This is a genomic window from Methylobacterium endophyticum, from assembly GCF_050591105.1.
In the GTDB taxonomy this organism is placed as follows: Bacteria; Pseudomonadota; Alphaproteobacteria; order Rhizobiales; family Beijerinckiaceae; genus Methylobacterium.
In genome coordinates this window covers 38,017-57,101 of sequence record NZ_JBNHES010000002.1, presented here as the reverse complement: position 1 = coordinate 57,101, position 19,085 = coordinate 38,017, and the positions used below count along the sequence as shown (strand labels likewise).

The following is a 19,085-nucleotide window of genomic DNA, read 5'->3' as shown; positions in this document are numbered from 1 at the left end:
ATAATAGCATTAAGTTTTGTATCGAAAAAGGGTATGAAACACAAAGATTTATCGCTTATATCCGTGGCATGCCGGAGCTTCCCGAGGTCGAGACCGTGCGCCGGGGGCTGGCCCCCGCCATGGTCGGCGCGCGCGTCGGCCGGCTCACCCTGCGGCGGCCGGACCTGCGCTTCCCCTTCCCGGAGGATTTCGTCCGCCGCATCGAGGGGCGGACCGTCACGGCCTTGGACCGGCGGGCGAAATACCTCGTCGCCGGGCTCGATTCCGGCGAGAGCCTCGTCATGCATCTCGGCATGAGCGGGCGCTTCGACGTGAGGCTGCCGGACGGCACCAACCTCTCGCCGGGGGATTTCTACCTCGAAGGGGCGCAGGGCAACGCCAAGCACGACCACGTCGTCATGGCGATGACGAGCGGGGCGACCATCACCTACAACGACGTGCGCCGCTTCGGCTTCATGGATCTCGTGCCCACCGAGGAGCTTCCCGCCTGCCGCCACTTTGCGGGCATGGGTATCGAACCTCTCGGCGGCGAGCTGACGGGGGAGGCCGTCGCGCGGCTCTTCCGGCATAGGATCGCCCCGCTCAAGGCCGCGCTGCTCGACCAGCGCCTGATCGCGGGCCTGGGCAACATCTATGTCTGCGAGGCGCTCCACCGGGCGGGGCTCCATCCCGAGACGCCGGCCGGCATGTTGGCGACGGCGACGGGACGGCCGACGCCGAAGGCACGTCTTCTCGCGAAGGTGATCGGGCAGGTGCTGAGCGAGGCCGTGGCGGCGGGCGGCTCGACGCTGCGCGACTACGCCCACACGGACGGCACGGCCGGCGCCTTCCAGCACGCCTTCCGGGTCTACGACCGGACGGGCCATGCCTGCACGGCGCCGGGCTGCGCGGGCGTGGTCGCGCGGATGGTGCAGTCGGGACGCTCGACCTTCTACTGCGCCTCCTGCCAGCCGCCGCTTACACAACCGGCACGGCAATTTCGCCACAAAGACGGGTAGTTTCCGCCTCCCGACCATGGGCGCGGCCCCGTCCGACGCGCATTGGATGCGGAGGCGCCGGGCGCTTTCGGGCGCCCTCCGACGCGGCGATCGCGGTTCGTCGCGAAAGGGTGCGATACGACAGAGGTTTGGGGCCGTCGTCCGATCCGATGGGATAAGGTACGGCCCTCAAAGAGCCCGAGCAGGTTTTCGATGTTCTTCCGCCGACGCCAGACGCCCGCGCCGACACCGACCGCCTCCGACGAGCCGGCGCTGCCGGGCCGTCTCTCGCCGCGCTCCCCCGGCGAGGCGATCAAGCCCACGGCCGCGCCGCCCCCGCCGGAGGAGCCCGAGCGCCGCCGAGGCGGGCTGCTCGCCACGGTGAGCGGGCTGCTCACCTTCGCGGTGGTGCTCGCCATCGGCGCGATGATCGGACTGACGCTGTTCCAGCGCCAGGTGCGCGAGCCGGGGCCGCTCGCCGCCGACAAGGTGGTGGTGATCCCGACCCGCAGCGGCACCGGCGAGATCGCCGAAATCCTCCAGCGCGAGGGCGTCATCACCCATACCGGCCTGTTCGAGCTCGCCGCCCGCTTCGGCGGCAAGCCGCCGCTCAAGGCCGGCGAGTACAGCTTCAAGGCCCATGCCAGCATCTCGGACGCCATCGACACCGTGACGAGCGGGCGGCAGGTGCAGCACGCCATCACCTTCCCCGAGGGGCTGACCAGCGAGCAGATCGTCGGGCGGCTCAACGAGAACGACATCCTCACCGGCGAGATCGGCGAGATTCCCCCCGAGGGATCGCTCCTGCCCGACACCTACAAGTTCGAGCGCGGCGCCACCCGCCAGCAGATCGTGAACCTCATGCGCGCCAAGCAGCGCGAGGTGCTCAACCAGATCTGGCTGCGCCGCAACGGCGAGGTGCCGGTGAAGACCCCGGCCGAGATGGTGACGCTCGCCTCCATCGTGGAGAAGGAGACGGGCCGCGCCGACGAGCGGCCGCGCGTGGCCGGCGTCTTCGTCAACCGCCTCAACAAGCGCATGAAGCTGCAATCGGACCCGACCATCGTCTACGGCATCGTCGGCGGGCGCGGCACCCTCGGGCGCGGCATCCGGCGCGACGAGATCGAGCGGGCGACACCCTACAACACCTACGTGATCGAGGGCCTGCCGCCGGGCCCCATCGCCAATCCCGGCCGCGCCGCGCTGGAGGCGGTCGCCAACCCGTCGCGGACGAAGGACCTGTTCTTCGTGGCCGACGGCACCGGCGGCCACGTCTTCGCCGAGACCCTGGAGGGCCACAGCCGCAACGTCGCCCGCTGGCGGCAGGTCGAGAAGGCCCGGCAGGCCCCGACGCCGGACGCCGCCCCCGTCGACAAGGCCGACCCCGGCGCCGATCCGGCCGCCGTTCCGAACCGCGCCTCGGCCTTCGGGCCGGGCGGCGCGGTGGCGGCGGACGGCACGTCTACCCCGGCCGCCGCCCGCCCGCGCGCCTTCGACGCCTCGGAGGGCACCAAGCTCGACCCGCTGAAGAACAAGACCTACGATCTCGGCTCGCCCAAGACCGTGCCGGTGCTCAAGCAGCCCTGACGGCCGAAGGCCGAGGGGCAAGCGTCGATGATCTCCAGCATGACCGGGTTCGCCCGCGCCGCCGGCACCTCGGGGCCGGTGCAGTGGGCCTGGGAGGTCCGCAGCGTCAACGGACGCGGGCTCGACGTGCGGGTGCGGGTGCCGAACGGCTTCGAGGCGGTGGGCGAGGTCGCCCGCACCGCGCTCCAGAAGACCCTCGGCCGGGGCCAATGCCAGCTCTCGCTCGGCCTGACCCGGCCGGAGACGGCCGCGCGGGTGCGCGTCAACGAGGCGCTGCTGGCATCGCTGGCCGAAGCCGTGGCGCGGGTGCCGGTGCCCGAGGGGATCGCCCCCGCCACCATGGACGGTCTCCTGGGCATCCGCGGCGTGATCGAATCGGACGAGCAGCCGGCGGCGGAGGCCGAATCCCTCGCCCGCGACCTCGCGGAAGGCGTGGTGCGGCTGGTGGCCGACCTCGTCGAGAGCCGCAGGGCCGAAGGCAGGCAGTTGCAGGAGATCGTCGCCGGCCAGCTCCACGCGATCGCCGAGCTGACCATGGCGGCCGAGGGCTGCCCCGCGCGCAGGCCCGAGGCCGTCCGCGAGCGGCTGGCGGCGAGCGTCGCGGCGCTCTCCGAGACCGGGCTCGACCCCGAGCGGCTGCACCAGGAGGCGGTGCTGCTCGCCGCCAAGGCCGACGTGCGCGAGGAGCTCGACCGCCTGCGCGCGCATCTCTCGGCGGCGGGCGACCTGCTCGCGGCCGGCGGCGCGGTAGGCCGGCGGCTCGATTTCCTCTCCCAGGAGTTCGGCCGCGAGGCGAACACCCTCTGCGCCAAGGCCAACGACGTGTCGCTGTCGCGGATCGGACTCGACTTGAAGGCCGTGGTGGAGCAATTCCGCGAGCAGGTTCAGAACATCGAGTAGGATGCTCCTTGCGCGCGATGCAGGCGACGGCCAGGACGACAGACGGCGGCGACCGCGAGCGGGAGGCGCGCCGATGAACGACGGTCCCATCGATGCGGGCTTCATCGGCCGGCGAGGGCTGATCCTGATCCTGTCCTCGCCCTCCGGCGCGGGCAAGACGACGCTGACCCGCAACATCGCGCAGGCTGGCGGCTGGGGGCTCGAACTCTCGATCTCGGTGACGACGCGGACCAAACGCCCGTCCGAGATCGACGGCCGCCACTATCACTTCATCGACCGCGAGACCTTCATCGCCATGAGGGACCGCGACGAGCTGCTCGAATGGGCGGAGGTCCACGGCAACTTCTACGGCACGCCCCGCAAGCCCGTGGAGAAGGTGCTGATGGACGGCCGGGACATGATCTTCGACATCGACTACCAGGGCACCCGGCAGGTGCGCTCGAAGCTTGCCGACGACGTCGTCACCGTCTTCATCCTGCCGCCGAGCATGCCGGAGCTGCGCCACCGCCTGGAGCGCCGGGCGGAGGACACCCCCGCCGTCATCGAGAGGCGGCTGAAGAACGCCAGCGTCGAGATCGAGCGCTGGACGGAATACGATTACGTCATCGTCAACGACGACCTCGAACGCTCCTTCAACACGCTCGCCGGCATCGTCACCGCCGAGCGCACGAAGCGCACCCGCAACACGGGACTCGAAGCCTTCGTCGAGGGGCTGCTGGCCGAGAGCGGTTTCGTATAGAGCATGTCTAGGAGAAGCGGCTTCCGGTTCTCCGTCCGGACATACGGCACAACAGCAACCGAGAGTCTGTCAGGCGCTGCCGGGAGCGACTGACAGGCCCTCTGCGCGGCGGACGCTGCCAGTCAGGCGGCGGCGGTTCCGGCCGGGGCGCAGAGCCAGAGCCGCATCGCCTCGAAGAGCGCGTCGGCCGTCGCGACGATGGCCGGGGCGTCCGCCTCCGGCGCCTCGTCCAGCCGCGCGCAGAAGGACCGCCACAAGGCACCGGCCTGGTCGCCATGGCCGCCGTAATAGGCCGCCCCCGCCTCCGCATCGAAGCCGTGCAGCGCGGCGACGCGGCGGCCGATGACCTTCCCGCCGAGCGTCGAGCCTTCGAGCACGTAGAGCGCCCCGAGCGCCTGGGCCGGGCCCGACAGCGTCATCGGCTCGGGGCGGGGCAGGGCGGCGATCTCCGCCTCCGAAAGACCGAGATGGCGAAGGTCCGCGTCGAGCAGCGCGAGCCGGCGCCGGGGCGCGAAGAACGCATCGTCGGCAAGCGCCCGCCCGATCTCCGGCTCGATCATGGCGTGGAAGCCGCGCAGGCGCCCGAGCAGGCCGCGATAGCCCTCGAGGCTCGCGATCCGCTGCTCCCAGGCGAGGTCGCGTTCCAGCGCCTCGTGGGCGGTCGCGGTCTCCTCGCGCAGGCGCCACCGCAGGTTTCCGGTCCGGTCGCTCATGTCGTCGTCGCTCATGCCGTGATGGTGAAACAGGCGCCCGGCGCGTTGGCGACCTCGAGCCGCGCGTCGATCTGGTCGAGCATGCCGCGCACGAGCTTCATGCCGAGCCCTGTGCCGCGCGGCCTCGCCTGGGCCCAGTCGTCGGGCAGGCCCTCGCCGTCGTCGCAGACGCGCAGGCGCACCGCCCCCGCCTCGCCGCCAGAGACGGTGACGGCGACGCGGCTGCCGCCGGCGGGCTTCGCCGCGTATTTGAACGCGTTGGTGACGAGCTCGGTGGCGATGAGCGAGAGCGCCACCGCCTTGCGGTAGGGCACCATCAGCCCCGGCTCGGCGGTGAGATCGACGGCGTGCACGCCCCCCGCCATGCCGACGAGATCGTTGCAGAGGTTCTCGATGGTCTGGCCGAGATCGACCTCCTCGATGGTCTCCGCCTGATAGAGGCTGTCATGTACCCGCGCGACGCTCATGACCCGCGCGGCGGTCTCGGCGAAGGCCTGGCGCGCGTCCGGGTCCGTCACCTGCCGGCGCTGCATGTGCAGGAAGGCCGAGACGATCTGGAGCGAGTTCTTCACCCGGTGGTCGATCTCGCGGGTGAGCAGGTCCTTCTGCGCGAGCAGGCGCTCCTTCTCCGCCAGCAGCCCGGTCAGCTCGTCGATCTTGCGGCGCTGGCGCAGGACCACGCCCTCCACCGCGCGGGCGAAGGAGGCAGCCATCGACACCTGCCACTCGGCGAAGGGCGTCGCGGAGCCCGAGCGCTCCTCCACCCAGCGCTCGAAGGAGCGGCGCGGCAGCACGGCGACGGAGCCGCTGCCGGCGATCACCGGCTTTCGCGGGTCGCCGCTCCAGGTGACGGTGCTCGTCACCTCGGGCCGGAACCACAGCAGCAGGTGCTCGCGCGCATCGTCCACGAAGGCGGCGAGCAGCCCGCTCGCGATCTCGTGATGGACCTGCGCCTGCGGGAAGACCGTCCCGAGGGCAGGGCTCGCATAGGCCGTCTCGCCGGCGGGAAGCGTCGCCTTCAGCCAGTCCGCGATGGCCCGCACCGCCTCGTCGGGGGGCGAGCGGCCGATCAGGGTCACGTTCCCGCCGGAGAGGATGCCGGCCCCCGTCGCGCCGAACAGGTCGAGCAGCGTCTCCGGCCCCGAGGTCAGCTCGTGGACGAAATCGTCGGAGCGGGTGAGGCGGCGCACGAGCCGGGCCTCGATGTCGAGATGCGCCTGGCGCTCCGCCCAGAGCCGACGGCCCTCGATCTCCTGCACGCGCATGGCGAAGGCGTCGGTGAGCACGCTGGCGGCGGCGCGGGTCTCGGGGGAGACGTAATGCGGGCGCCGGTGGTGGCCGATCATCAGGCCCCAGAGCGCCCCGTCCACCAGGATCGAGACGGACATCGAGCCGTTCACGCCGAGATTGCGCTGGTATTCGAGATGGATCGGCGAGAGTGTCCGGTTCTGCGCGTAGCTGAGGTCGACGGGCGCGTTGCCCGCCTCCGGCGTGGTGGCGACGAGGGGCACCGGCACGCTGTCGCGGTCCGATACGAAGCGGCTGCGCGCCTTCGTGTAGAGGGCGCGGGCCTGGGCGGGGATGTCGGAGGCCGGGAAACGCAGGCCCAGGAGCGAGCGCGACCAGTCGTCGGTCTTGTCCTCGCCGATGGCCTCGCCGTTCCACTCCGCGTCGAAGCGGTAGACCAGCACGCTCTCGAAGCCGGTGAGCATGCGGATCTCGCAAGCCGCGATGCGGGCGGCTTCCGCCAGGGTCGGGGCGGCGCGCAGGCTGACGACGGCAGTCTTGACGTCGAGCTGGCTGGCGCAGCCGAAATCCTCCGGCCGGTCGGGAGCGCGTTCCAGCTCCACGATGATGCGTCCGGCATGGGCGTGGACCACCGCGTAATGGAGGGCGTCCGCGCCGGGCAGCGCCACGGTCGTGCGCAGCGAGCGCCCGTCCGACAGGGTGCCGGCCGCGAGCCGGGTGCGGATCAGGTTGACGAAGGCGGGGGGCATCACCTCGCCGAGCCGGCGCCCGGCGAGGGAGGCCCCGCTTTCCGGCAGCATGTCGGCGATGTTGACGCTGTGGGCGGTGATGGCGAAGCTGTCCGCGTCGGAGGCGAGCAGCACCGCGTTCGGCTGGATCGAGCCCGGCAGGTGGATGGGCTCGCGCTCGCACAGGGACGGGTCCACGGGCTCGGCGCGGGAGCGCTGTCCGACGGCGGCGATCACCGCCTCGCGCGATTGGCCGGCGCCCAGCGTCTCCAGCGGCTCGACCACCACCCAGTAGCGCCCGGCCTCCCGCCCCTGGCTCAGCCGCACGCGCGCCCGCAGCGGCTGCGCCTGGGAGCCGAAGATGAACTCGAAGCGCTCGTCGAGCCGGCCGCGCCGGATGCCCGCGACGAAGCGTCCGTAGAAGGCGGGCACCCATGTCGCCGGGGCGACGTCGTGGAAGAAGTTCCGCCCCGTCACCGCCGATGCGGAGAGCCCGGAGAAGGCGGAGGCCGCATCGTTGTAGGAAAGAACAGTGCCGGTGGCGTCCAGCCCGATCACGCCGATATCGAGACGATCGCGCTCATCGGCGGTGAGCGCGTCGGGGTCGATCAGGCCTGTCTCTGTCGATGAGGGCTGCATGAGCGCCTGGAGCGTTGCATTGCCGGTGGTATGGCCGCTGCATGGGGCGAGCGCAATGCACGATGGCGGCAGCCCTTCGGAAACACAGATGCGCCGGCTCAGCTCGCCATGGTGAGGACCGCGCCTCCGTCCACCCGCAGGTTCTCGCCGGTGATGAAGCTCGCCTGCTCGGAGCAGAGGAAGGCGACGGCCGCCGCGACCTCCTCCGGGCGCCCGCGGCGACGGCGCACCATGCCGGGCCGCTTCTCGGCGAGGAAGCTCTCCACGGCCTCGTCGAAGGAGACGCCGAGCTCGGCGGCGCGCTTCTCCATCATGGCGTCGGTCATCGGCGTCGCGATGAAGGCGGGCGCGACCGCGTTCACCATGATTCCATCGGCGCCGTAGGCCTTGGACAGGCCCTTGGTGAGGTTGAGGAGCCCGGCCTTGGCGGCGCAGTAGGGCAGCTCCTCCACATAGGGCTGCACGGCGTCCTCGGAGGTGAAGAACACGATCCGCCCCCACTTGGCCGCCCGCATGCCGGGGATGAAGGCGCGGGCCGTGCGCACGGCGGCCATCAGGTCGGCCTGGATGGTCTCCATCCAGCCCTCGTCGCCGATGTCGAGGAAGTCGCCTGTGGCGCCGGTCACGCCCGCCGCGTTGACGAGGATCGTCGGCGCCTCGCCGAAGGCCGTGTCGGCGAAGCGCCTCAGGGTGTCGGCCCCCTCCCGCGTGCTCAGATCGGCGGCGACGGCCCGGACCTCGCCCAGCGCCGAAAGCTCTTGCGCGGCGGCCCGGACCTTGGCGTCGTCGAGATCGCTCAGCACGACCCTGACGCCTTCGCGCAGCAGGTATTCGGCGCTGGCCCGCCCCAGGCCGGAATCGCCGCCCGTGACCACCGCCACGCGCCCGCCGATACCCAGATCCATCGTGATCGCTCCAAGGGATGTGCGGCGCGGATCGATCCAGGCCGGCCTACGCCGCCCGGTCTCAAGACCGGCGACGCTTGCAAACCCGCGCGGGAAGCGAACGTTCCTGCGGGGCGGTCGCGCTCGCGGGAGCGGGCGATCCGCCGTCAGCGGGGGGAGGGCGCGGGCATCGTCTCGGAGCCCGCGTGCCGGCCGGGATGCTTCAGCGCGCTGTAGGCCACGTTGCCGAAGCTGCCGATGGTGACGTGCCAGTCGGCGGCCTTGCGGGCCTCTTCCGGCTGCGCCCGGCAGAAGGCCGAGGTGATGCCGTTGACGACGTCGTCGTCCTTCATCTCCTGGCCTCCCGCAGCCTTCACCTTCGGCAGCAGGGCGTCGAGGCGCGGCACGAAATCGGCGACGGCGAGCCCCTTCAGCGCCTCTCCCGCGCCCGTCGCGTCGAGGGCCTTGGCGACGCTCTCCGGCGCCACCGCCGAGCAGGGCGCGTTGCCGGCCAGCATCGTCTGGGACTGCGCCCGCGCCGAGGACACCACCTCTCCGCGACCGTTCATGACGGGCGCCTTGTTGCCCCAGGCGTTGCGGATGTAGTCGGTCACGTCGGCGACCTGCCGGTCGGTCATGCCGGCCCCGATGGCGGGCATGGGCGCGTATCCGCCCTGCGCGGAAAGGCCGCCGAAGATCACGCGCAGCACCGTCTCAGGCCCCTCGGCCTGCACGGAGGTGTTGCCGGCGAGCGCCGGGATCGCGCCCTCGACGCCCTTGCCGTCCGGCTTGTGGCAGGACGAACAGTAGCTCAGATAGACCGAGGCTCCCGGCGCGTCCGGCCGGTTGAACGCCTCGATGTCCTTGGCCTTGTAGGTCTCCTTGGCCTTCTGCGTGCGCAGATAGGCGACGATGGCCCTGAGATCCGCATCGGTCATCTTGCTCAGGGATTCGTCGATGGCCTGCCGCATGGGGCCGGCGGCGACACCGGGCTTTTCGCCAGGCGCCGCGCCCGTCCTGAGATAGCTCACCACCTGTTCGTCGCTCCAGGCGCCGATGCCCTGGTGGCCGTCCGGGGTGATGTTGGGGGCGTACCAGCCGTCGATGACGCCGCCGCCGAGCTTGCCCGCGAGCCCGCTGTTGCCGACGATCTTGCGCTCGTTGTGGCACATGCCGCAATGGCCGAGCCCCTCCACGAGGTAGCCGCCGCGATTGACCTCGGCGCTGGCATTGGGGTCCGGCTCGAAGCGTCCGGCCGTGAAGAACGCCGCCCTCCAGGTCACGAGCGCGGTGCGGATGTTGAACGGGAAGGGGATCTCGCTCGGCTTCCTCGCCTCCTTCACCGGCTCCAGGGAGCGCAGATAGGCCCAGATCGCCTTGACGTCCTCGTCGCTGACCTTGGTGTACCAGGCGAAGGGAAAGGCCGGGTAGAGATAGCTCCCGTCCTCGTCGATGCCCTGGCGGAACGCCTTCTCGAAATCCGCCTCGCTCCAGTTGCCGAGGCCGGTCTCCTTGTCGGGGGTCAGGTTGGGGGTGGTGATCTTACCGATCGGCGTGTTCAGCACGTAGTTGCCCGCGAAGGGCTTGCCCCCCGGCGCCGTGTGGCAGGCCACGCAGTCGCCTGCGGTCACGAGATACTCGCTGCGCTTGACGAGATCGGCGTCCGCCGTCTGCGCCGAGGCCGGCGGACCGAAGGCCGCGCCGAGCAGGACACCGGAGACGGCGAGAGCGGCGGAACGGCGAGTCATGGGATATCTCCGGCCGGCGGCGGCGTCCTGAATTATCGTTCAGGTTGAGGTTCGGCCGGAGAACTCCTCCGCGATCGGCGGAGTTCCGGGCTCACGAAATCGTTTGCGGCGAGGGGCCGGGCCGGCGCAGGCGCCAGACCATCTCGGCGGCATGGGCGGCAAGCGCCGCCAGCAGCCAGCCGGCGACCGCCGTCCAGGGCGCGCCCACCAGCGCCGCCCGCAGCGCCAGCATCAGCGCGGCCCCGGCGGCGAGGTTGCAGGCGAGCGGCAGGGCGGACGGCCCGCGCCCGGTAAGCCGATGCAGGGCCAGCAGCGCCGCGCCCTCCACCGCGACGAGGGCCAGGATCAGCTCGACGACGCGCCCGCTGGAAAACAGCTCGGCCATGGCGTCAGGCGCTCCTGAAGGGGCCGTTGAGGCGCACGATGGCGAGGTTCAGGCGGGCGGCGACGCCGACCCAGGCGAGATAGGGCACCAGCAGCAGCACCGGGATCGCGCCTGCCGGCCAGGAGACGCCGATCAGGGCGACGATCGAGAGCCACAGCAGCGCCACCTCGGCGAGCGCCCAGTCGGGCCGCCGGGCCCGGAAGAACAGGGCGCTCCAGGCGATGTTGAGCACACCGTTGACCGCGTAGGCCGCGAGCAGCGCCGCCCTGGCGCCGGCCTGTGGCATGGCGTTCCAGGCGAGGATCGCGGAGGCCGTCGCGCAGGCGAAGATCACCGCCCAGACCGGCCCGAAGGCCCAGTCCGGCGGCTTCCAGGCGGGCGTCCTCAGGGCGCGATACCAGGCATCGGTCACGGTCAGCGCGCCTCCGGCGAAGGCGACGACGAGCGCCGCGGCGACGGCCGCCGCCACGGGCCCCCAGCCTGCGGCGAGCAGGGTCACGGCGTCACCCAGCGGAAGAGATGGGCGAGATCCTTGAAGAAGATCCGCGCGTGGGCGACGGGCTTGGCGCGCACCAGCTCCTTGTTCATGTAGGAATCCCAGGTGAGCTGCTGCACGTCCCTGTCGCGGCAGATGGAGACGAAGCGCTCGCGCAGGGCGTCGTTGCGATACCAGACCGCCTGCATGATCCGCAGGATCAGGAAGACGCGCCCATGCAGCTTCATGAAGCGGGCGCGGGCGAGCGCCAGCGCCGAGACCCTGCCGGTGGCGAGGAAAGCCTCCGCCGCCTCCGCCGAAAGCCGTCCGCCGAGCATCGCGTAGTAGATGCCCTCGCCCGATGCGGGGGCGACGATGCCGGCGGCATCCCCCGTGAGCAGCACGTCGCGGCCGTTGTCCCAGCGCTTGAGCGGCTTGAGCGGCAGCGGCGCGCCTTCCCGCCGCACGGTGGTCCCCGCCGCGAGCCCGGAGGACTCGCGCAGGGCCCGCACGGCGCCGCGCAGCGAGAATCCCTTCCTCGCCGAGCCGGTGCCGACGCTGATTGTGTCGCCATGGGGGAAGATCCAGGCGTAGAAGTCCGGCGAGAGCCTGCCCTGGTAGAACACGTCGCAGCGGGCGGCCTCCACGTCGCCGCCGCCCCCGGCGGGCCGGCGGACGATCTCGTGATAGGCGAAGACCTGCCGCATCCGGGCGTGTCCCGGAATCTCGGCCCGTCCCACGGGCGAGGACGCCCCGTCCGCCCCGAGGACGAGACGGGCGCGCACCGCATGCTCGGTCTCGCCGGCCCGGTAATGCACGGTGGCGAGCGCCGGCGCATCGCGGCTGATCCGCTCGAAGCTGCCCCGCCGCAAGTCGGCGCCGGCCAGCACCGCCCGCTCGCGCAGCCACGGGTCGAAATGCTCGCGGTCGACCATGCCGACGAAGCCGTCGCCGACGGGCATGTCCACCCGCTTCTCCGCCGGGGAGATCATCCGGGCCGAGGTGATCCGCGCCACGATCAGGTGGTCGGGGATGGCGAAGTCCCGGATCAGGCGCGGCGGGATGGCGCCGCCGCAGGGCTTGATGCGGCCGCCCTTGTCGAGGAGCAGGACCTTGTGTCCCGCGCGGGCGAGATCGGTCGCGGCGGTGGCGCCCGCCGGACCGCCGCCGACCACCACCACGTCGAAGGTCTCGGTCGCCTCAGCCTCGGGCATCGTCGCGGTCTCCTCTAGGGCGTCATCGAGCGACGGGGGGCCGGTTCACGGGGAGAAGATGTGTCTTTGAAAGACGATGGGGCGGTGTCCGCATATGGCGGTTCATGGAAACCGCTCGACGAGCGGGGAGGGGCGCAGCGCGCGGGCCACGCGGGTCTCGCCGGCATGCTCGATGCGCAGCGCGATCCCCGTGGCGGCGACGAAGAGCAGCGCCTCGGCGATGAAGACGGCGGCGTAGGCGTGGACCGCCTCCGGCGCGACGAGCCGGGCGAGATCGACCGCCACGGTGCCGAGGAAGCCGCCCGCCCCGAAGGCGATCCCCTGCGCCGCGCCCCACACCCCCATGCGGGTGCCGCGCTCGGCCTCGCCGCCGCGTCCGGCCAGCGCCATCATCGAGCCGATGGCCGCCACCGCGAAGACGCCGTTGCAGAGCCCCAGCAGGAACACCAGGGCGCGCAACGGCGCCCCCGGCCCGGCGAGCCCGGCGGCGGCGATGCCGACGAGGGCGAGGCCGGAGCCGGCGCAGCCCAGCGCCGTCCACAGCCGCAGCGAGCCGAGCACCGGCCCGCCGATGCCCATGGTGATGCCGGCGACGATCAGCATCCCGGCGAGCACGCCCCCGTGCTGGAGCCCGGAGAGCTTGGTGGTCACGCCCGGCGTCATCTCGAAGACGAGGCCGGCGAAGGGTTCGAGGATCAGCTCCTGCGCGCTGTAGGCCAGCATCGCCACGAAGATGAACACCGTGAAGCGCCGCGCGGCCGGCTCGGCCCAGACCCGCGCCAGCACGGAGAGGAAGGGCGGCTTCCTCTCCGCCGCTCCCTCCGCGCCCGTGCTCGCCCGCGTCGGTTCCACGCCCGAGACGGCGAGGCAGGCGACGGCGAAGGCGATCAGCGACACCGTCCCCGAGACGGCGACGAGCCGGGCGCCGGAGAAGGGATCGAGATAATGCCCGGCGAGGGGCGCGGTGACGGCGAAACCCGCGATCATCATCACCCAGACGATGGTCGCCGCCGCACCCCGGCGCCGCGCCTCGACGCCGCCGGCGAGCAGCACGAGCAGCGAGGTTCCGGCCGCGCCGGCACCGATCCCCACGGTGAGGAAGGAGGCCACGGCGAGCGCCAGCCCGGCCGCCAGATGCGTCTCGGCGAGCGCCGTCGCGCAGGCGGCGCCGAATCCGCCGAGCGCCAGCGCCGCCATGCCGCCGACGATCCAGGGCGTGCGCCGTCCGCCGACATCGGAGCCGTAGCCCCAGCGCGGGCGCAGCACCTGCGCGGCGTAGTGGAGCGCCACGAGGCCGCCCGGCACCACGGCGGGGAGCGCCAGCTCCACCACCATCACGCGGTTGATGGTCGAGGTGATGAGCACGACGATGGCGCCGAGCGCCGTCTGCACCAGCCCGAGCCGGACGATGGCGAGCCAGGAGAAGCCGGCCGCGCCCGCCATCACAGGCCGCCTTGCACGAGCGGGCGCAGCGCGAAGGCCGCCGCCAGCATGCCGAACACGTAGAGCGTCGTCCCGGTGCCGTTGTACCAGGCGGCCTGCTCGCGAGGCGCGCGCAGCAGGCGGGGCATCAGCGCGAACTGCCCGACGAGCAGCGCCGCGATCAGCCCCGCATGGAACGGGCGCTCCCAGGCGGCCAGCAGCGCGATCACCCCGAGCTGCGGCAGCGCCATGACGAGGCAGGCGAAGCGGGCGGCGCGGTCGATGCCGAGCTGGACGGGCAGGGAGCGGATGCCCATGCGCGCATCCCCCTCCACCGCCTTGAAATCGTTGAGGGTCATGATGCCATGCGCCCCGACCGAATAGAGGAAGGCGACGACGAGCACCCGCCGGTCGGGCATCGCGGCGGCCATCACCGCCGCGCCGGTGAACCAGGGCAGGCCCTCGTAGCAGATCGCCACCGCCGAGTTGCCCCACCAGCCGTTCCGCTTCAGCCGCAGCGGCGGCGCGCTGTAGAGCCAGGCGAGCACGAGCCCGAAGAGGGCCGCGCCGAGGATCCACGGCCCCAGCGCCGCCGCGACCGCCAGCGAGAGCAGGGTCCAGCCGGCAGCGACGTAGAAGCCCCAGCGCCCCGGCATCCGGCCCGAGGGAATCGGCCGGTGCGGCTCGTTGATGGCGTCGACATGCCGGTCGTACCAGTCGTTCACCGCCTGGCTCGTGGCGCAGACCAGGGGGCCGGCGAGGAGAACGCCCGCCGCGATCATCGGCCACTGGCCCTGGGCCGGCTGTCCCGACGAGATCACCCCGCAGGCGAACGCCCACATCGGCGCGAACCAGGTGATGGGCTTGAGCAGTTCGACCAGGGCGCTCGGAGCGGGCGTCGACATGGGAGCGAGGCTAAGGTCCGGCGCACCCGCATGTCAAGAAAAGATGACACTTGTTGGCGGCATCTTTACTTACCCTTCGCTCGCCTCCTCGGGGCCGAGATCGCCGATGCCGTAGCGGCGCAGCTTCGCGTAGAGGCCCTGCCGGCTCAGGCCCAGCATCTCCGCCGCCGACGCCCGGTTGTCGCGGGTGATGCGCAGGGCCGCCTCGATGCAGAGCCGCTCGATGAGGTCGGTGGACTCGCGCACGAGGTTCTTCATGGTCACGCGGCCGACGAGCTCCGTCATCTGCTCGACGGAGCGGGGCAGCTGCGGCCCGGCGAAGGCGGCCGCGCTCGCCCGCCTCGGCGCGGCCCGGATGGTGAAACCGTAGCAGGGCTGCTCGCCCTGCCGGACGGAGACCGCCGCCACCTCGACCTCCTCGACGGAGCCGAGCTGGCCGCGCAGGCCGGTGACGAAATGCCGGACGACGCCATGGTCGGCGAGGGTGCCGAACAGCGCGTCCGCCTCGGTCTCCTCGCGGCCGATCCAGCGGTCGAGGCTCTCGCCCCGGACCTGCTCCTCCATGGCGACCTGCGCGAGATCGAGGAAGGCGCCATTGGCGAGCAGGATCCTGCGGCCGAGATCCGTCACCACGAAGCCTTCCGGCATGCCCGCGATGACGTTGAGGAGGGCGGAGGTCGCCTTCGGCTGCGCGGTCTCCGGGGAGGCCGAGGCGGGGGAGAGGCGCAGGAGCGCGCTCGTTGCATTATCCTGCCGGAACAGCGAGGCGGCTACCTCGGTGCGGCCACGTCCGTTGGCGAGCTGGGCCGCCACCTCGTCCGCTTCCCCGGCGATGCGCAGGGCCGAGAACAGGTTCTGCAAATCCCGCGCGCTCGCCGAATCGAAGAGGTCGATCACGTCCTGTCCGACGATGCGCCGCTCCGCCCGCCCGATGAGCCGCGCGGCCGCCGGGTTCACCTCGGTGACGCGCCGGGTTCCAGCATCGACCACCAAGACCGGCTCGCCGGCGAGCTTGAACAAGGTCCGGTAGCGGGTCTCGGCGCCGCGCAGGCGCAGGTAGTCCCGCTCCAGCGCCTGCTGGGTCTCGGCGAGCTTGCGCTGGAGCGCGGCCGTGGCCCGCAGGTTGCGCCCGACCGCCAGGATCGCCCCGTCCGTCGAAAGACGCATCGACGCGTAACGCACGGGCAGGTCTATGCCGCTGGCCGAGGGGTGGTTGACTTGCCGCCAGCGCGTCACGGCGTCGGGCACCGCGTCGCGCAGGAGGGCCGCGATCTTCGGACGGCTCTCCACCGTGACCGTGTCGGCCCAGGGACGCCCGAGCCAGGACCGCACCTCCTCTCCGGCGAAATCGGATTCGGCGAAGGCGGCATCGCGGATGATGCCCTCCCGATCGATCACCAAAGACAGGTCGTTGGCGGCCGCGACGAGGCGCCCCGCGGCCTCTCCGGTGAGGCTACCGAGGAATTGCTCGTGCGCCGCAAAACTCGCGTGCGCGGCATGGCTCGCCAGACTGGTCAAGGATCACTGCTTCGTGATGACGTCGGACGGGTCTTTCAGCAGGCCAAGGCCCGCAGATCAAGCAAGCTTTCAGCCGTGACCACGGCACGGTAGGCGTCCGGCGCGGTCGCGTCCGCTCCCACGAGCGCGACATAGCCGGGATTGCCCGCGAAAATCGAACCGCCGACGAGGATTCGCACCTCGCGGTTGAGGGAGGCGTCGCGCACCGCGCGGACGGCTTCCCCCAGCGCCGGCAGCAGAACCTCGCAGTTCAGCGACAGCCCGATCACGTCGAACCACGCCGCGGCGGCGCTCGCCGCGAGGTCCGAGGACGGCTCCAGCGCCGTGCCCGTCACGATCCAGCCGGCATCGCGGAAGAATCGCTCGAGCACGGACAGGCCGAACAGATGCGTCTCGCCGGGACAGGGGCCGAGGAGGATGCGCCGTCCCTCCGGCACGGGGCCGTCGCCATCGCCGAAGCGCAGCGAGATGTCGTGGAGGATGCGCTGCAACCGCCCCATGGCGATGGTCAGCTCGGTGAAGTCGCAGGCATCCTCTTCCCACAATTCGCCGAGATGGCGGGCGCTCGGCACCAGCAGGTCCATCAGCAGGCTCTCCAGGGAGAGCCCCTCGTCGACCATGGCGCCGATTCGGCTCTCGGCATCCTGTCCGGCGGGAGCCAGGAGCAGGGCGGAGAACAGCGCGATCTCGGCCTCCGTCGGCTTTCGGGCGGCGGCCTCGGGATGCGCCGGGCGGGAGCCGTGCACCAGCATCAGACGAGGAATGATCTCGCGCTCGACCACGCGGGCGAGGTTGCCGTGCCAGGGACGGTAGGCAGGCAGCGGCCTCGGCTCCATCCCGCCTTCGATCAGGCAGGGAGGGGAGACTTCCTCGCCCCGGAAACCCTCCTCGAATCGAAGACCCTGACGCCTCAGGCGATCCATGGGATCCTCCCGTGATCCAGACGGACATCGTTCGATTGCCGATCTGGAGCCGGCTCTCCTGCCGTCTGACAACGGAGCCCTCGTCGGGGCCGGCGGCGGTGAGGCCACGATACCCCATCGGTTTCGGTTTACAATGCGTCGCATGAAAGATTGTTCATCTTGGCCCCTGTAATTGTCGCTTGACGTAAAGCAAGGTTGACACTCGCCTGCCCCCTTCCTAGGCTCCCCATCGACCGACGGCCCCTCACGAGGCCGCGGCAGGGCGGAAGGGCGTTAGCGATGGGTCCGACGGACCGGCCGACACGATCCTCGCTGTACACGCCGGCCGAGCGTGCCCGCCGCGACGCGACCCGCTGGACGCTGGTCCAGGGCCTGCTCGCCCCCCTTCAATTTCTCGTGTTCCTGGTGAGCCTGGTGCTGGTGCTGCGCACCCTCGCCACCGGGGAGGGCGCCGAGGCCGCCAACCTCTCGGTGATCGCCAAGACGCTGCTGCTCTACGCAATCATGGTCACGGGCTCGATCTGGGAGAAGGTCGTGTTCGGGCGCTACCTGTTCGCGCCGGCCTTCTTCTGGGAGGACGTGGTCAGCATGCTCGTGCTGGCCCTGCATACCGCCTATCTGGCAGCGCTCGGCTTCGGCCTGCTCGGCACGACGGCGCTGATGCTGCTGGCGCTCGCGGCCTACGCCTCCTACGCGGTCAACGCGACCCAGTTCCTCCTCAAGCTGCGCGCCGCGCGGCTCCAGGCGCCCCGCCCGGCGGCCGTCGCGGACATGCGTCTCGCGGGGGCTTCGCGATGAACGCCCTCGCGCCCGTCATCGCCCCCGGCTGCGGGGAGCCCGAGATCCGGCAGGAGCGCGGCCAGCGGGCGGTGTTCTGCGGGCTCACGGGCATCGTCTGGCTCCACCGCAAGATCGAGGACGCGTTCTTCCTCGTGGTCGGCTCGCGCACCTGCGCGCATCTGATCCAGTCGGCCGCCGGGGTGATGATCTTCGCCGAGCCGCGCTTCGCCACCGCCATCATCGACGAGCGCGACCTCGCCGGCCTCGCGGACATGAACGAGGAGCTCGACCGGGTGGTGCGCCGCCTGATCGAGCGCCGCCCCGACATCCGCCTCCTCTTCCTCGTGGGCTCCTGCCCCTCCGAGGTGATCAAGCTCGACCTCGCCCAGGCGGCGTCCCGGCTCTCGGCGACGCTGTCCCCGTCCGTGCGGGTGCTGAGCTATTCGGGCAGCGGCATTGAGACCACCTTCACGCAAGGGGAGGACGCCTGCCTCGCCGCCCTCGTGCCGGAGATGCCGCGCGCGGCGCCCTCCGACACGTCCTCCCTCCTCGTCGTCGGCGCGTTGGCCGACGTGGTCGAGGACCAGTTTCTTCGGATTTTTTCGGAGCTCGGCATCGGGAACGTTCGGTTCCTGCCGGCACGCAGGGCGGGCGATCTGCCGCCCGTCGGCCCCGCGACTCTCTATCTTCTCGCGCAGCCCTTCCTCACCGACACCGCCAGGGCCCTGGAGGCGCGCGGCGCGCAACGGCTGGCGGCGCCGTTCCCCCTCGGGATCGAGGGCACCACCGCTTGGCTGAAGAGCGCGGCCGACGCCTTCCGGGTCCCCCTGGCGCGGTTCGAGACCGTCGTCGCATCGGGCCGGGCGCGGGCGGAGAAAGCCATCGCCCACCACCGTGAAAAGCTCGCGGGAAAAAGGGTGTTCTTCTTCCCCGATTCGCAGCTCGAAATCCCGCTCGCCCGCTTCCTCGCCCGCGAGATGGGCATGGTGCCGGTGGAGGTGGGTACGCCCTACCTGCATCGCGTCCATCTCGCCGAGGAGCTCGCGATGCTGCCGGCGGGCACGACGGTGGTGGAGGGCCAGAGCCTCGACGACCAGATGGACCGCGCCCGCGTCGCCCGGCCCGACCTCACCGTCTGCGGGCTCGGCCTCGCCAACCCGCTGGAGGCGGAAGGGTTCTCGACCAAGTGGTCGATCGAGCTGCTGTTCACGCCGATCCAGGGCTACGATCAGGCCGGCGACCTCGCCGAGCTGTTCGCGCGCCCGCTCAACCGCCGCACCCGGCTGGAGGTGTAGGCGCC

General features: G+C 71.5%; 17 protein-coding genes. 6 read left to right on the top strand and 11 right to left on the bottom strand.

Annotated elements, in window-relative coordinates; translation table 11 throughout:
* The first annotated feature begins 68 nt into the window (after positions 1-68).
* From mutM to gmk, 4 genes are all read left to right on the top strand, one after another.
* Positions 69-998, top strand: a complete 930-nt coding sequence (mutM, locus tag ACP56T_RS02780; protein ID WP_430910587.1) for a bifunctional DNA-formamidopyrimidine glycosylase/DNA-(apurinic or apyrimidinic site) lyase — start codon at positions 69-71, stop codon at positions 996-998.
* 192 nt (positions 999-1,190) lie between these two features.
* Complete coding sequence (mltG, locus tag ACP56T_RS02775; RefSeq protein ID WP_430910586.1) at positions 1,191-2,564, top strand: endolytic transglycosylase MltG; 1,374 nt, start codon at positions 1,191-1,193, stop codon at positions 2,562-2,564.
* Positions 2,565-2,591: 27 nt separating this feature from the next.
* Positions 2,592-3,464, top strand: coding sequence for a YicC/YloC family endoribonuclease (locus ACP56T_RS02770; RefSeq protein ID WP_430910585.1), 873 nt, complete (start codon positions 2,592-2,594; stop codon positions 3,462-3,464).
* Between the two features lie 73 nt (positions 3,465-3,537).
* Complete coding sequence (gene gmk / locus ACP56T_RS02765) at positions 3,538-4,203, top strand: guanylate kinase (RefSeq protein WP_430910584.1); 666 nt, start codon at positions 3,538-3,540, stop codon at positions 4,201-4,203.
* 122 nt (positions 4,204-4,325) lie between these two features.
* Here gmk and ACP56T_RS02760 read toward each other — a convergent pair whose 3' ends face one another.
* The 11 genes from ACP56T_RS02760 to ACP56T_RS02710 all read right to left on the bottom strand — a co-directional run bounded on the left by ACP56T_RS02760 (position 4,326) and on the right by ACP56T_RS02710 (position 17,005).
* Positions 4,326-4,931, bottom strand: a complete 606-nt coding sequence (locus ACP56T_RS02760; RefSeq protein WP_430910583.1) for a biliverdin-producing heme oxygenase — start codon at positions 4,929-4,931, stop codon at positions 4,326-4,328.
* The gene (locus ACP56T_RS02755) at positions 4,928-7,531 is read right to left on the bottom strand and encodes a histidine kinase dimerization/phosphoacceptor domain -containing protein (protein ID WP_430910582.1); all 2,604 of its coding nucleotides are present in this window, start codon (positions 7,529-7,531) and stop codon (positions 4,928-4,930) included. The genes ACP56T_RS02760 and ACP56T_RS02755 overlap by 4 nt, the downstream gene beginning before the upstream one ends.
* Positions 7,532-7,629: 98 nt before the next feature.
* Complete coding sequence (locus ACP56T_RS02750; RefSeq protein WP_430910581.1) at positions 7,630-8,436, bottom strand: SDR family NAD(P)-dependent oxidoreductase; 807 nt, start codon at positions 8,434-8,436, stop codon at positions 7,630-7,632.
* A 146-nt stretch (positions 8,437-8,582) separates the two neighbouring features.
* Positions 8,583-10,163: a cytochrome c gene (locus tag ACP56T_RS02745; protein ID WP_430910580.1), complete on the bottom strand. Its 1,581-nt coding sequence runs from the start codon at positions 10,161-10,163 to the stop codon at positions 8,583-8,585.
* A gap of 91 nt (positions 10,164-10,254) precedes the next feature.
* Positions 10,255-10,548 (bottom strand): hypothetical protein, encoded by a 294-nt coding sequence (locus tag ACP56T_RS02740; RefSeq protein WP_430910579.1) that lies wholly within the window; start codon positions 10,546-10,548, stop codon positions 10,255-10,257.
* Positions 10,549-10,552: 4 nt separating this feature from the next.
* Entirely contained in the window at positions 10,553-11,047 is a 495-nt protein-coding gene (locus ACP56T_RS02735; protein WP_430910578.1) for a TspO/MBR family protein, read from the bottom strand.
* Positions 11,044-12,237 carry a geranylgeranyl diphosphate reductase gene (locus tag ACP56T_RS02730; protein ID WP_430910577.1) on the bottom strand — a complete coding sequence of 398 codons (1,194 nt, stop codon included), beginning with the start codon at positions 12,235-12,237 and terminating at the stop codon, positions 11,044-11,046. Before ACP56T_RS02730 ends, ACP56T_RS02735 begins: the two co-directional genes overlap by 4 nt.
* Before the next feature lie 102 nt (positions 12,238-12,339).
* Entirely contained in the window at positions 12,340-13,680 is a 1,341-nt protein-coding gene (locus ACP56T_RS02725; protein WP_430910576.1) for a BCD family MFS transporter, read from the bottom strand.
* Positions 13,680-14,564: a chlorophyll synthase ChlG gene (gene chlG, locus ACP56T_RS02720; protein WP_430910575.1), complete on the bottom strand. Its 885-nt coding sequence runs from the start codon at positions 14,562-14,564 to the stop codon at positions 13,680-13,682. The genes ACP56T_RS02725 and chlG overlap by 1 nt, the downstream gene beginning before the upstream one ends.
* 69 nt (positions 14,565-14,633) lie before the next feature.
* Positions 14,634-16,073 (bottom strand): transcriptional regulator PpsR, encoded by a 1,440-nt coding sequence (ppsR, locus tag ACP56T_RS02715; protein ID WP_430910896.1) that lies wholly within the window; start codon positions 16,071-16,073, stop codon positions 14,634-14,636.
* Between the two features lie 44 nt (positions 16,074-16,117).
* Positions 16,118-17,005 (bottom strand): cobalamin B12-binding domain-containing protein, encoded by an 888-nt coding sequence (locus ACP56T_RS02710; RefSeq protein WP_430910574.1) that lies wholly within the window; start codon positions 17,003-17,005, stop codon positions 16,118-16,120.
* 279 nt (positions 17,006-17,284) lie between these two features.
* On the opposite strand from ACP56T_RS02710, the gene bchF reads away from it, so the two are divergent.
* The gene (bchF, locus tag ACP56T_RS02705; RefSeq protein ID WP_430910573.1) at positions 17,285-17,803 is read left to right on the top strand and encodes a 2-vinyl bacteriochlorophyllide hydratase; all 519 of its coding nucleotides are present in this window, start codon (positions 17,285-17,287) and stop codon (positions 17,801-17,803) included.
* On the top strand, positions 17,800-19,080 hold the full coding sequence (locus ACP56T_RS02700; protein WP_430910572.1) for a ferredoxin:protochlorophyllide reductase (ATP-dependent) subunit N: 1,281 nt from the start codon (positions 17,800-17,802) through the stop codon (positions 19,078-19,080). Before bchF ends, ACP56T_RS02700 begins: the two co-directional genes overlap by 4 nt.
* Positions 19,081-19,085: the final 5 nt, after the last annotated feature.